This is a genomic window from Oceanimonas aquatica (genome assembly GCF_030732065.1).
Lineage (GTDB): Bacteria > Pseudomonadota > Gammaproteobacteria > Enterobacterales > Aeromonadaceae > Oceanimonas.
In genome coordinates this window covers 233,787-245,803 of the sequence record NZ_JAVBHX010000002.1, presented here as the reverse complement: position 1 = coordinate 245,803, position 12,017 = coordinate 233,787, and the positions used below count along the sequence as shown (strand labels likewise).

Here is a 12,017-nt window from a genome sequence, read left to right as displayed (position 1 = left end):
TAATCAATTGGTCGCAGGTTCGAATCCTGCACGACCCACCAGATTCCGGACGCTTAGCTCAGCCGGGAGAGCACCTCCCTTACAAGGAGGGGGTCACTGGTTCGATCCCAGTAGCGTCCACCACTTATTCGCAATGAATAAGACACCGTTTATACGGGTCGTTAGCTCAGTTGGTAGAGCAGTTGACTTTTAATCAATTGGTCGCAGGTTCGAATCCTGCACGACCCACCATTCTTCGATAATCCCCTTATTTATATCGTTTTACCCTTCATTTTTTTTCATATTGTTAACATGCATTTGGGTTGCTTCGGCTTCGGCGGTATAATGGCCGCAGATTGTTATTGAATGGAGCACCGGCACACCGCCATGACTGAAGCTGTTGATATTGTCGAGTTTGACTACCCCTTTCCCGCCAAGCCGGCCCCGCTCAGCGCGGACCAGCAGCAGGCGCTGAAAGATGAAATCAGGTCCCTGCTGAAAGCCCGCAACGCGGTGCTGGTGGCGCATTACTACACCGATCCCGAGATCCAGGCGCTGGCCGAGGAAACCGGCGGCTGCGTGGCCGACTCCCTGGAAATGGCGCGCTTTGGCAAGGAGCACGAGGCCCAGACCCTGATCGTGGCCGGCGTGCGTTTCATGGGGGAAACCTCCAAGATCCTGAGCCCGGAAAAAACCGTGCTGATGCCGACCCTGGAAGCGGAATGCTCGCTGGATCTGGGTTGCCCGGCGGACGAGTTCAGCGCCTTCTGCGATGCTCACCCCGATCACACCGTGGTGGTGTATGCCAATACCTCGGCGGCGGTCAAGGCCCGGGCCGACTGGGTGGTGACCTCCAGCATTGCGCTGGAAATTGTCGAGCACCTCGACAGCGAAGGCCACAAGATCATCTGGGCGCCGGACCGTCACCTGGGCGCCTATATCGAGAAGCAGACCGGCTGTGAAATGCTGCGCTGGCAGGGCGCCTGCATTGTGCATGACGAGTTTCGTGCCAAGGCCCTGAAGGAGCTGAAGGCCCAGAACCCGGATGCCGCCGTGCTGGTACACCCGGAGTCGCCCCAGTCGGTGGTAGAGCTGGCCGACGCCGTGGGCTCTACCAGCCAGCTGATCCAGGCCGCCAAAGACCTGCCCCAGAAGCGCCTTATCGTGGCCACCGACAAGGGCATCTTCTACAAGATGCAGCAGGCCTGCCCCGACAAGGAAATGGTAGAAGCCCCCACTGGCGGTAACGGCGCTACCTGCCGCAGCTGTGCTCACTGCCCCTGGATGGCCATGAATGGTCTGGTGGCCATTCGTGACGCCCTGAAAGAGGGCGGCGAAACCCACGAAATTCAGGTGGATGAAGCCACCCGGGTCAAGGCCATGATCCCGCTGGAGCGCATGCTCAACTTCGCCAGAGAGCTGAAGATGAAGGTCAAGGGCAACGCCTGATTAAGCATTAAAAAGGCCGGTGCACTGCACCGGCCTTTTTGATCCTAAGGGCAGGGTGCTTATCTGGAGATGTGAGCGATGAGATCCAGCACCTTGTGGGAATAACCCACTTCGTTGTCGTACCAGGCCACCAGCTTGACGAAATTATCGTTCAGGGCAATGCCGGCCTTGGCATCAAACACCGCTGCATTGGGCTCGCCCAGAAAGTCGGTGGAGACCACGGCGTCCTCGGTGTAACCGAGAATGCCCTTCATCTCGCCCTCTGAGGCGGCCTTGACCACGGCGCAGATCTCTTCGTAGCTGGCTGCTTTCTCCAGGCGCACGGTGAGATCCACCACCGACACATTCGGGGTGGGTACCCGGAATGCCATGCCGGTGAGCTTGCCCTTGAGAGCGGGAATCACCTTGCCCACCGCCTTGGCGGCGCCGGTAGAGGAAGGGATGATGTTCTGGCCGGCACCCCGGCCACCACGCCAGTCCTTGGCAGACGGGCCGTCTACCGTGTTCTGGGTGGCGGTGGTGGCATGCACCGTGGTCATCAGGCCTTCGGCAATGCCGAAGTTATCGTTGATCACCTTGGCCAGGGGGGCCAGACAGTTGGTGGTGCAGGAGGCATTGGAGATGATGTCCTGACCGGCATAGTCCTGGTGGTTGACGCCCATGACGAACATGGGGGTAGCATCCTTGGACGGCCCTGTCATCACCACCTTTTTGGCGCCGGCCTGAATGTGCTTGCGGGCGGTTTCATCGGTGAGGAACACGCCGGTGCCTTCGGCCACCACGTCCACATCCAGTTCACCCCAGTTCAGGTTGGCCGGATCCCGCTCGGCGGTCACGCGCACCGGCTTGCCGTTCACGATAAGCTGGCCGCCTTCCACGCGCACGTCGCCGTGAAAACGGCCGTGGGTGGAGTCGAATTTCAGCATGTAGGCCATGTAATCAATATCCAGCAGATCATTGATGGCAACCACTTCCATGTCGTCCCGCTCGCAGGCGAGACGAAACACGAAACGACCAATACGACCGAACCCGTTGATACCTACCTTGATAGTCATGTAATCACCTGAAACGTTAGAGAAATGAAAAAGAGTGAAGAATTTCGCTGGTTGTAAAATTACCAAAACAGCCCGGCCCGTCAATGCAGATAAGCGCGGCCACCTTGTGCTGGATCATGTATTCTGAAATTTTATTTCAACACATCAACTAACGGTGGTACCGGGTATTTTGGTCCGGCGCCGAGTGCCGGACCAGTTTGAATCAGTTGCTGGCAGCATACCGCTGGTAGCGGCCTTCTTCCAGTTGTTGTGCCAGCAACTCGGCCTGCTGCTGCATGGTGTCCTTTTGCCGGGCACTGAACCTGACATAAGACTCCATGTGCTGCCAGTTGACGGTATCCTTGCCATAAAGCTCCTTGATCGCATTCGCCCAGATCCAGGCTTCTTCGTAGCGCTTTTGCCCGATATACAGATCCACCAGGGTGGCCAGCAGATTGGCATCGGGCCTGTGCCCGTTTCTACTCAGTTCCAGGGACCGGTGTAGGGCGCGCTCGGCGGCGGCGGCATCCCGGTGCAGCAGCAAGCCGGCCAGGGCCTGTTGCAGATCGGGCTGCTGCATCTCGGGGCGGGCAGCCTGCTCGATAAAGGCATTGCGCGCGGCCCGGTCGCCGTGGCGCTGCCAGCGCCACAGCTGCAGATAGGGGTAGTCCGAGGAGGCCGTACTGGCTTCCAGCCGGGCCAGTTCCTCGCCGATGTCAATAATGGTTTCCACCTTGATGTTCTTGCGCTCATGGCGCTTGGTGTACTGAATATCGAGCAGCGGATCCAGGCACAGCCGGTAGCTTTCCAGGCTGTTCATCACTTGATAGCGACTGGCGTCGCCCGGATGTTCGGCATTCTGATAACGGGCCTCGATGAGCCTTTCCCGTTCCTTGGTACACCAGCTGTCGGTGTGTAAATCGGCACAGAACTGGGGAAAACGACTGCACAGGCCACTGTTGCGATCTCGCTCACAGCCTGTCAACAAAAGGGTGCCCGCCAGCAGGAATAACAGGGTTTTAGTTCTCATTTCGCTCTTTTGGCCCTTGGCTCCGGTCTGGTAATCATACCCCCTATCCACTAAAATGGGCGCGCCTGAAAAGCCCAAAAGCAGCAACTTTTTATATTTTTGCTGTCAATACCAACAACGGTTACGTGAATTAAAAGGATCCGGTCGATGACCCATGAGAGTTACCTGTCCGCCTGGCAGCAGAGCCAGGAACTGGCAGAGTCCATGCAGCCCCTGATTGGCAAACTGTACCGCAACCAGGGCGTGGAAACCTGCGTCTATGCCCGCCCCCTGCTGAACGCTTCTACCATTGACATTCTCAAGGCTCACCGCGTGGTGCGTCGTCACGAAGGCCAGCCGCTGCCGGTCAGCCAGAGCTACCCCGTGCTCAAGGCCCTGAGCGAGATGGAACTGGCCCCGGCCAGCATCGATCTGGGCAAGCTGGCGGTTCGCTACTGGAAAGACCATCAGGACGAGTCCGGCCTGGCCGATTTCCTGAAAACCGAGCTGGCCCCGGCCCTGAATGCCGACACCGATGCCAAGCCCACCGACGTGGTGCTGTACGGCTTTGGCCGTATCGGCCGCCTGCTGGCCCGCCTGCTGATCGAACGTGCCGGCAACAACAACGGCATGCGCCTGCGTGGCATAGTGGTGCGTGGCAATGGCGACGATCTGGAAAAGCGTGCCAGCCTGCTGCGTCGCGACTCGGTACACGGTCCTTTTAACGGCTCCATCGAAGTGGATGCCGAAAACAACGCCATCATCGCCAACGGCACCTACATTCAGGTGATCTACGCCAACAGCCCGGAAGAGATCGATTACACCCAGTACGGCATTCACGATGCCCTGGTGGTCGATAATACCGGCAAGTGGCGTGACGAAGCCGGCCTGGGTCTGCACCTCAAGGCCAAGGGCGCCGCCAAGGTGCTGCTGACCGCACCGGGCAAGGGTGACATCAAGAACATCGTGTTTGGTGTGAACGATCACATGATCGAAGCCGATGACCGCATCATGTCTGCCGCCTCCTGTACCACCAACGCCATCACTCCGGTGCTGAAGGCGGTGAGCGATGCCTACGGCGTGAAGAACGGCCACGTGGAAACCGTGCACTCCTACACCAACGATCAGAACCTGATCGACAACTATCACAAGGGTGATCGCCGTGGCCGCAGTGCCGCGCTGAACATGGTACTGACCAGCACCGGCGCCGCCTCTGCCGTGGCCAAGGCCTTGCCCGAGCTGAAGGGCAAGCTGACCGGTAACGCCATTCGCGTACCCACCCCGAACGTGTCCATGGCTGTGCTGAACCTGAACCTGGAAAAAGCCACCAGCGTGGACGAGCTGAACGATTACTTGTGCCGCGTGTCCCTGGACTCGCCGCTGCATAACCAGATCGATTACAGCACCAGCAGCGAGCTGGTTTCCACCGACATGGTCGGCTCCCGCTTCGCCGGTATCGTTGACTCCCTGGCCACCATCGTGGACGGCGATCGTGCCGTGCTGTATGTGTGGTACGACAACGAATTCGGCTACAGCTGCCAGGTGGTACGGGTGATGCAGAAGATGGCCGGTATCGAGCTGATGGATCTGCCCGCCTGAGGCTGATCGCATTTTTGCAAACCGGTAGTGAAAAGGGGTGGCGCAAGCCGCCCCTTTTTTCGTTGGCGATGGTAAATTGACACCATCGTTACAGGAGGAATTGTCATGTCATCGTTTCAGCAAGCCATTGCCGCCATGCCCAAAGAAGTGTACGAGCGGCTGAAGACCGCCGTTGAACTGGGCAAGTGGCCCGATGGCTCGGCTCTGACCCAGGAGCAAAAGGAAAACAGCATGCAGGCGGTGCTGGCCTGGCAGGCCATGCACAACGACAACCCCGAGCACATGAGCATTGGCAAGGGCGGCGAGCTGGTCATGAAAACCAAGGCCGAGCTGCGCCGTCAGTTCCGCGATGAAGAAGAGATCGTGCGCAGTAAGCTGAATTAAACCCTGTAGGCCCCACTGACGTGGGGCAGCAGTATTGCGTGATACACGTTTTGCCCGACTGAAGTCGGGCTTACAGAGCGATGCGTTGTCAGTTCAATGGATGCCGGCTCAATGGCCGGCATGACGGCACGCTTTCGTCACTCCGGGCTTGACCCGGAGTCCATAACGGTCTGATATCCCCAATCCCCAATCCCGGCTTTGTACAATTTTTTCTTGTACAACCTTGATCAACTTGTACAACTAGCGCTAGAGTAAACGCATAGTTGTACAAGAGGGTTAATGATGTACAAGTTCGATCCCCATGTTATCAAGCTCGGCATCAGCGGATGCCTGATGGGCCAGAAGGTACGCTTTGACGGCGGCCACAAGCGTTCGGACTTCTGTACCGAGCAGCTGGCAAAGTTCGTGGAATTCGTGCCGGTATGTCCGGAAATCGCCATCGGCCTGGGCACGCCCCGGCCCAGCATTCGGCTGATTGGCGGCGAAGGGCAGGTCATCGCCCAGACCGCCAAGGGCGTGGATGTGACCGACGCTCTGCGCGATTACGGCCGTAACATGGCGGCGAAGTTCGAAGGCCTGAGCGGTTATGTGCTGTGTGCCAAGTCGCCCAGCTGCGGCATGGAGCGGGTGCGGGTTTACCACGAAAGCGGCAAGGGCAACGCCAAGGAAGGGGTGGGCATTTACGCCGCCGAAATCATGAAGGCGTTGCCCCTGCTGCCCTGCGAGGAAGACGGCCGCCTGAATGATCCCGTACTGCGGGAAAACTTCGTGACCCGGGTTTATGCCCTGCATGACTGGCAGTGCCTGCTGCACCGCGGCCTGACGCCATCCCGGCTGATCGCCTTTCACAGCCGCTATAAGTACCTGCTGATGGCTCACCACAGAGACAGCTACCAGGAGCTGGGCAGGCTGGTGGCGGATCTGTCGGAAAACCCGGAAGAAAAGGCCGAACACTACATTCACGGCCTGATGAGCGCGTTAAGCAAGCGGGCCAGCCGCAAGGGCCACACCAATGTGCTGCAGCACCTGCAGGGCTACTTCAAGCGTCAGCTGACTTCGCGCCAGCGCCAGGAGCTGGCCCGCACCATTCATCAGTACCGGGAAGGCATATTGCCGCTGCTGGCGCCCATTACCCTGCTGCGTCACTACCTGGAAGAACACCCCAACGACTACCTGCGCCAGCAGGTCTATCTCGATCCGCACCCGGAGGCATTGCGACTGCGTTATGGCATCTGAGCCCCAATACCCCATCAGGGAGGTTTCGCGCCTCACCGGCATCAACCCGGTGACCCTGCGAGCCTGGCAGCGCCGTTACGGCCTGCTCAAGCCGGCGCGCACCGACAAGGGCCACCGGCTCTATTCCGATGACGACATTGCCCTGATCCGTCAGATCCTGCACTGGCTGGAGCAGGGGGTCAGCATCGGCCAGGTCAAGGGAATGCTGAACAATCCCCGGCCGGTGGAAGAAGGCTCCAACTGGGAGCAGGCGCGCCACCGGCTGCTGGATGCCGCCACGACGCTCAATCTGGGCCGGCTGGAGGCGGATCTGAATGAACTGGCCAGCCTGTATCCGGCGGAGTTGCTGCTGCGCCACGTGATTGAACCCTGGCTTTCCGCGCTGGCCCGTCTGGCGCGCCCCGACGGCCAGTTGATCGAGCAAAGTGCCACGGCCCTGCTGGCCCGGGCGTTCACTCAATTGCTGACCATTAAAACCGGCCCGCGTATTGCCGTGGCCCGAGTGGGGCAGGGCAGTGAACAGGCCAGCCTGCTTACCTGCTTTGAATTGCAGGGGCTGGAATGTCGTAGCCTGGAGCTGGGTCAGCTTGAGCCGCTGCAGTTGCCGCTGGCGGCGGAGCGCCTGCAGTGCGATGCCCTGGTGGTGGTGCTGGGGGGGGGCCTGACCCAGAGCTGGTTTGCCGAGCGGGCCGAGTGCTGGCCCGAGCACTGTTTTTTTACCGGTGAGCTGGGCCGCATGTACGCCGAGCAAGGCTGGCTGAACCGGCCCCATGAAAACACCGTCAGCGAAATCGCGAGGAAGCACGATGCGACATTTGGTGTGGTTTAGAAACGATTTGCGGGTGGCCGACAATCCGGCCCTGCATGCCGCCATGAACGAGGGCGACAGCGTGAGAGCGGTGTATATCGATTGCCCCGGCCAGTGGCGTGAGCACGGCAACAGCCCCATGCAGCGGGATTTTCTGAGCCGCAATCTGCAGGCCCTGAGTGAGCGCCTGGCCGCCCTGGGAGTGCCGTTTGAGGTACTGGAATGCGACGGGTTTGGCGAGGTGCCGGATCTGCTCGCCGGCTGGGTGAAACAGCACAAGTTTGACGCCCTGTATGCCAACCGGGATATTGGCGTCAATGAGCGCCGCCGGGACAAGGCGGTGCAACAGGTCCTTGCCATTCCCTGCCGGGTCTATAACGGCGACTGCGTGATGAACCATGGCAGCATCACCACCCAAAGTGGCGATATGTACCGGGTGTTCACGCCCTATTCCAAAGCCTGGCTGAGTGCGCTCAAAGCCCATGGCTACCGGTTGCTGCCGGTGCCCGAGGCGCATAACCCAGCCTGCGAGGCGATGGCCGTGTCCTTGTCGGGGGAGCTGAAAAACAGCAGCGCCTGGCCTGCCGGTGAAGAAGCCGCCCGGGACGCGCTGACCCACTTCTGCTCATTGCAGTTGCTTGATTATGGCGAACGCCGGGATTTTCCCGCCGAGGCGGGCACCAGCCGGCTGTCGCCGTATCTGGCACTGGGCGTATTGTCGCCCAAGCAGTGCCTGGCGGCCATGGAGAACGAACTGGGCAGTTTGCCGTTTGGACGGGGCGAGCGGGGCTTTGTCTGGCTGAACGAGTTGATCTGGCGGGAGTTTTATCGCCACCTGCTGGTGGCCTTTCCTCAGCTTTCCATGAACCGGGCCTTCAAGACGGAAACCGAAGCGCTGCAATGGAGCGACGACGAGGGGGCCTTTAGCGCCTGGTGTGCAGGGCAGACCGGTTATCCCATCGTCGATGCCGCCATGCGCTGCCTGCGGGAAACCGGCTGGATGCACAACCGGCTGCGCATGATAGTGGCCAGCTTTCTCACCAAGGATTTACATATCGACTGGCGCCGGGGCGAGGCCTGGTTTATGGCCAATCTGATTGACGGCGAGCTGGCCGCCAACAATGGCGGCTGGCAGTGGGCGGCGGGCACCGGCGCCGATGCCGCCCCCTATTTTCGCGTGTTCAACCCCGTCACCCAGAGTGCACGCTTTGACCCCGACGGCGACTTTATTCGCCGCTGGGTGCCGGAGCTCAAGGCCGTGCCGGCCAAGCACATTCATGCGCCCCATGAGTGGCTGCGCTCGCACCGGCGCGAGGGTGACTACACGCCGCCCCTGGTAGATCACGCCAGGGCGCGACGGCACGCCATTGCCATGTTTGACGCTCTGAAGGACGAGGAGGCGGTATGAGCCCGGCTCTGGACGCCTTTTGCCGGCTGTATCAAAGCCTGTCGCCCGACGAGCTGGATGGCCTGCGCCGGGTGTATTCGGACGATGTGCTGTTTGCCGATCCGGCCCATGACATTCGTGGCATCGAGGCGTTGGAGGCTTATTTCGAAGGGCTGTTTACCCAGGTAAAGCAATGCCGTTTTGACATCATTCAGGTGATGGAGCAGGAGGGAGAGGCCTATGTGCGCTGGGAAATGCACTTTATTCACCCCCGGCTCAACAGTGGCCGGCCGGTGAGCGTGCCGGGCGTCAGTCACCTGTGTTTTGCCGACAGCATCTATTACCACAGAGACTTCTTTGACCTTGGCGCCATGCTCTATGAGCGGCTGCCGCTGCTCGGCGGCTGCATTCGCGCCCTGAAACGGAGGCTGAATTCATGCGACGGGTACTGATTACCGGCGCCAGCTCGGGCATTGGCCTGCAGCTGGCAACCGATTACCTGGCTGAAGGCTGGCAGGTGGTGGCCTGCGGCCGGAACGCGGACAAACTGGCCCAGGTGCTGCCCGGCGAGCGGGTGGAATACGCTGTCTTTGACATCAACGACCGCGATGCCGCTGCCGGTAGCTTAAGTGAGGTGGCCCCGGTGGATCTGGCCATTTTGAATGCCGGCACCTGTGAATACGTGGACGATGCCCACGCCTTTGATGCCGCCCTGTTCGAGCGGGTGGTGCAGGCCAACCTGACCGGCACCGGTAACTGCGTGGCGGCGGTGTTGCCGCGTATCAAGACCGGCGGCCGGCTGGCGCTGGTCAGTTCGTCGGTAACCTTTGTGCCGCTGACCCGGGCCGAAGCCTATGGGGCGTCCAAGGCCGGGGTGGACTACCTGGCCCGCACCCTGGCGGTGGATCTGGACCCGGCCAGGGTGGCGGTCAGCCTGGTGCGTCCCGGCTTTGTGGACACGCCGCTCACGCAAAAAAACGACTTTCCCATGCCCGGGCGGGTCAGCCCCGAGCAGGCCAGCCGGGCCATTCGTGCCGGCCTGGCCAGGGGCAAAAGTGAAGTCACCTTTCCCGGCGTGTTTATCGCCACCCTCAGGCTGTTGTCCTGGTTGCCACAGCGGTTGTGGCTGAGCCTGGCCCGTCGCATGAAAAAGGAGCACGCATGAGCCATATCGCCGTCATCGGCAGCGGCATTGCCGGCCTGACCTGTGCCTGGCTGCTGAGCCGGCAGCACAGGGTAACGCTGTTTGAAGCCAACGATTACCTCGGCGGTCACACCGCCACCGTGGACGTGACCCTGAACGGCCGTACTCATGCGGTGGACACCGGTTTTATCGTGTTCAACGACCGTACCTATCCGCGTTTTCAGCGGCTGCTGGCGCAGATCGGAGTCAAGGCCCGGCCCACCGAAATGAGCTTCAGCGTGCAGCAGGCGGCCACCGGGCTGGAGTACAACGGCCATACCCTCAATACCCTGTTTGCCCAGCGCAAAAACCTGGTAAACGGTCGCTTCTATGGCTTTTTGCTGGAAATCGTGCGCTTTAACCTCTTGTGCAAACGGGCGCTGAAAGAGGGCAGCCTGAGCAATGACGAGACCCTGGGCGGGTTTCTTGCTCAGCATGGCTTCTCCGAGTTTTTTGCCGGCCATTATGTGCTGCCCATGGTGGCGGCCATCTGGTCGTCGTCCCTGGCCGACAGCCGGGACTTTCCCCTGGCCTTCTTTTTGCGCTTTTTCAACCATCACGGCCTGCTCAACCTGGTAGACCGGCCCCAGTGGTATGTGGTGGAAGGGGGCTCGCGCAGCTATATACCGGCGCTGGTGAAGGGGGTGCAGGATCTGCGCCTGAACACCCCGGTGCAGTCGGTGCGTCGGGGGAATGGCGGCGTGGAGATAGCCACGAGCGCCGGCCGTGAACACTTTGACGAGGTGATTCTGGCCTGTCACTCGGATCAGGCGCTGCGCCTGCTGGATGACGCCACCGAGGCGGAGCAGACCGTGCTGGGCGGGCTGGCCTATCGCAACAACGAGGTGGTGCTGCACACCGACACGCGCCTGCTGCCCACCGAGCCCCGGGCCTGGGCCAGCTGGAACTATTACCTCGATGGCGGCGAGCAGGCGTTGCCGGCGGTGACCTACAACATGAACATTTTGCAGGGCATAGAGGCCGACGAGACCCTGTGCGTCACCCTGAACCGCAGCGAGGCCATCGATCCCGAGCGCATTCTGCATCGCTTTACCTATGCGCACCCTGTTTATAACCAGGCTGCCATTGCCGCGCAGGCCCGCCGCCGGGACATCTGCGGCCAGGATCACACCCATTTTTGCGGCGCCTACTGGTACAACGGCTTTCATGAAGACGGCGTACGCAGTGCCCTGGATGTGTGTGAACGTTTCGGAGTCAGCCTATGAGCCTGAACAGTGCCATTTACACCGGCGTGGTGCGCCATCGTCGCTATCAGCCCAGAAAGCATGCCTTCAGCTACGGCCTCTATATGCTGGCGCTGGATCTGGACGAACTGCCGGAGCTTGCCGCCGCCAGCCGCTGGTTTGCCCTCGAGCGCTTTGCGCCCCTGAGTTTTCGCCGTCGCGATTATCTGGGAGACCCCGGACGGCCGCTCAAACAGGCGGTACTGCAGGAAGTGGCGCGCCTCGGTGGCGAGGCCGACGGGCTGGAGCGGATAGTCATGCTGGGGCAGGTGCGCTGTTTCGGCATTTATTTCAGCCCGGTGAACCTGTTTTTCTGTTACCGAAACGGAGAGGCCCGATACCTGCTGGCGGAAGTGCACAACACGCCCTGGAACGAGCGCCACTGCTATCTGGTGGATCTCGAACAGCCTCAGGCTACCGAAAAGGCGTTTCATGTCTCGCCTTTTATGGGCATGGCCATGGATTACCACTGGCGCATTATCGCGCCGGCCAAACGGGCGCTGGTGCACATTGAAAACCGCAACCCCGAATTGCTGTTTGACGCCACCCTGACGCTGCGCCGCCGGCCATTTGAGGCGAGCGCCCTGACCACGGCCCTGCGCCAGTGGCCGGTGATGACCCTGACCGTGGTGCGCGGCATTTACTGGCAGGCGCTGAAGCTGTTTTTAAAACGCATTCCCTACCATTCACATCCTTAAGGACGCC

Annotated in this window: 12 protein-coding genes and 2 tRNA genes; 12 read left to right on the top strand and 2 right to left on the bottom strand. The window is 60.6% G+C overall.

From position 1 onward, the window contains the following. The first annotated feature begins 47 nt into the window (after positions 1-47). The 3 genes from Q9290_RS04265 (at position 48) to nadA (ending at position 1,428) form a co-directional block, all read left to right on the top strand. A tRNA-Val gene (locus Q9290_RS04265) sits at positions 48-123 on the top strand. A gap of 32 nt (positions 124-155) precedes the next feature. Further along, a tRNA-Lys gene (locus Q9290_RS04260) sits at positions 156-231 on the top strand. Between the two features lie 135 nt (positions 232-366). Then, the gene (gene nadA, locus Q9290_RS04255) at positions 367-1,428 is read left to right on the top strand and encodes a quinolinate synthase NadA (protein WP_306078399.1); all 1,062 of its coding nucleotides are present in this window, start codon (positions 367-369) and stop codon (positions 1,426-1,428) included. Positions 1,429-1,487: 59 nt separating this feature from the next. Here nadA and gap read toward each other — a convergent pair whose 3' ends face one another. Together gap and Q9290_RS04245 are read right to left on the bottom strand one after the other, a co-directional pair. After that, complete coding sequence (gap, locus tag Q9290_RS04250; protein ID WP_306078398.1) at positions 1,488-2,483, bottom strand: type I glyceraldehyde-3-phosphate dehydrogenase; 996 nt, start codon at positions 2,481-2,483, stop codon at positions 1,488-1,490. A 202-nt stretch (positions 2,484-2,685) separates the two neighbouring features. Further along, a complete protein-coding gene (locus tag Q9290_RS04245) occupies positions 2,686-3,492 on the bottom strand; it encodes a DUF2989 domain-containing protein (protein ID WP_306078397.1) in 807 nt (268 codons plus the stop codon). Positions 3,493-3,639: 147 nt separating this feature from the next. Here Q9290_RS04245 and Q9290_RS04240 point away from each other — a divergent pair, with 147 nt between their 5' ends. The 9 genes from Q9290_RS04240 (at position 3,640) to Q9290_RS04200 (ending at position 12,010) form a co-directional block, all read left to right on the top strand. Continuing rightward, positions 3,640-5,070 (top strand): glyceraldehyde-3-phosphate dehydrogenase, encoded by a 1,431-nt coding sequence (locus Q9290_RS04240; RefSeq protein WP_306078396.1) that lies wholly within the window; start codon positions 3,640-3,642, stop codon positions 5,068-5,070. A gap of 105 nt (positions 5,071-5,175) precedes the next feature. Further along, the gene (locus Q9290_RS04235; protein WP_306078395.1) at positions 5,176-5,454 is read left to right on the top strand and encodes a YeaC family protein; all 279 of its coding nucleotides are present in this window, start codon (positions 5,176-5,178) and stop codon (positions 5,452-5,454) included. A 282-nt stretch (positions 5,455-5,736) separates the two neighbouring features. Further along, positions 5,737-6,690: a YbgA family protein gene (locus Q9290_RS04230; protein WP_306078583.1), complete on the top strand. Its 954-nt coding sequence runs from the start codon at positions 5,737-5,739 to the stop codon at positions 6,688-6,690. After that, a complete protein-coding gene (locus Q9290_RS04225; protein ID WP_306078394.1) occupies positions 6,680-7,519 on the top strand; it encodes a MerR family transcriptional regulator in 840 nt (279 codons plus the stop codon). The genes Q9290_RS04230 and Q9290_RS04225 overlap by 11 nt, the downstream gene beginning before the upstream one ends. After that, a complete protein-coding gene (phrB, locus tag Q9290_RS04220; protein WP_306078393.1) occupies positions 7,497-8,906 on the top strand; it encodes a deoxyribodipyrimidine photo-lyase in 1,410 nt (469 codons plus the stop codon). The genes Q9290_RS04225 and phrB overlap by 23 nt, the downstream gene beginning before the upstream one ends. Then, positions 8,903-9,337: a nuclear transport factor 2 family protein gene (locus tag Q9290_RS04215; RefSeq protein ID WP_306078392.1), complete on the top strand. Its 435-nt coding sequence runs from the start codon at positions 8,903-8,905 to the stop codon at positions 9,335-9,337. The genes phrB and Q9290_RS04215 overlap by 4 nt, the downstream gene beginning before the upstream one ends. Further along, entirely contained in the window at positions 9,322-10,050 is a 729-nt protein-coding gene (locus Q9290_RS04210; protein WP_306078391.1) for an SDR family NAD(P)-dependent oxidoreductase, read from the top strand. The genes Q9290_RS04215 and Q9290_RS04210 overlap by 16 nt, the downstream gene beginning before the upstream one ends. Beyond that, a complete protein-coding gene (locus Q9290_RS04205) occupies positions 10,047-11,294 on the top strand; it encodes an NAD(P)/FAD-dependent oxidoreductase (protein WP_306078390.1) in 1,248 nt (415 codons plus the stop codon). The genes Q9290_RS04210 and Q9290_RS04205 overlap by 4 nt, the downstream gene beginning before the upstream one ends. Beyond that, positions 11,291-12,010: a DUF1365 domain-containing protein gene (locus Q9290_RS04200; RefSeq protein ID WP_306078389.1), complete on the top strand. Its 720-nt coding sequence runs from the start codon at positions 11,291-11,293 to the stop codon at positions 12,008-12,010. The genes Q9290_RS04205 and Q9290_RS04200 overlap by 4 nt, the downstream gene beginning before the upstream one ends. The last annotated feature ends 7 nt before the right edge of the window (positions 12,011-12,017 follow it).

Coding starts and splice junctions, on each gene's coding strand:
- Q9290_RS04230 (WP_306078583.1), top strand. CDS start 5,737: ATGTACAAGTTCGATCCCCATGTTATCAAGCTCGGCATCAGCGGATGC.
- Q9290_RS04225 (WP_306078394.1), top strand. CDS start 6,680: ATGGCATCTGAGCCCCAATACCCCATCAGGGAGGTTTCGCGCCTCACC.
- phrB (WP_306078393.1), top strand. CDS start 7,497: ATGCGACATTTGGTGTGGTTTAGAAACGATTTGCGGGTGGCCGACAAT.
- Q9290_RS04235 (WP_306078395.1), top strand. CDS start 5,176: ATGTCATCGTTTCAGCAAGCCATTGCCGCCATGCCCAAAGAAGTGTAC.
- Q9290_RS04215 (WP_306078392.1), top strand. CDS start 8,903: ATGAGCCCGGCTCTGGACGCCTTTTGCCGGCTGTATCAAAGCCTGTCG.
- nadA (WP_306078399.1), top strand. CDS start 367: ATGACTGAAGCTGTTGATATTGTCGAGTTTGACTACCCCTTTCCCGCC.
- gap (WP_306078398.1), bottom strand. CDS start 2,483: ATGACTATCAAGGTAGGTATCAACGGGTTCGGTCGTATTGGTCGTTTC.
- Q9290_RS04245 (WP_306078397.1), bottom strand. CDS start 3,492: ATGAGAACTAAAACCCTGTTATTCCTGCTGGCGGGCACCCTTTTGTTG.
- Q9290_RS04210 (WP_306078391.1), top strand. CDS start 9,322: ATGCGACGGGTACTGATTACCGGCGCCAGCTCGGGCATTGGCCTGCAG.
- Q9290_RS04240 (WP_306078396.1), top strand. CDS start 3,640: ATGACCCATGAGAGTTACCTGTCCGCCTGGCAGCAGAGCCAGGAACTG.
- Q9290_RS04200 (WP_306078389.1), top strand. CDS start 11,291: ATGAGCCTGAACAGTGCCATTTACACCGGCGTGGTGCGCCATCGTCGC.
- Q9290_RS04205 (WP_306078390.1), top strand. CDS start 10,047: ATGAGCCATATCGCCGTCATCGGCAGCGGCATTGCCGGCCTGACCTGT.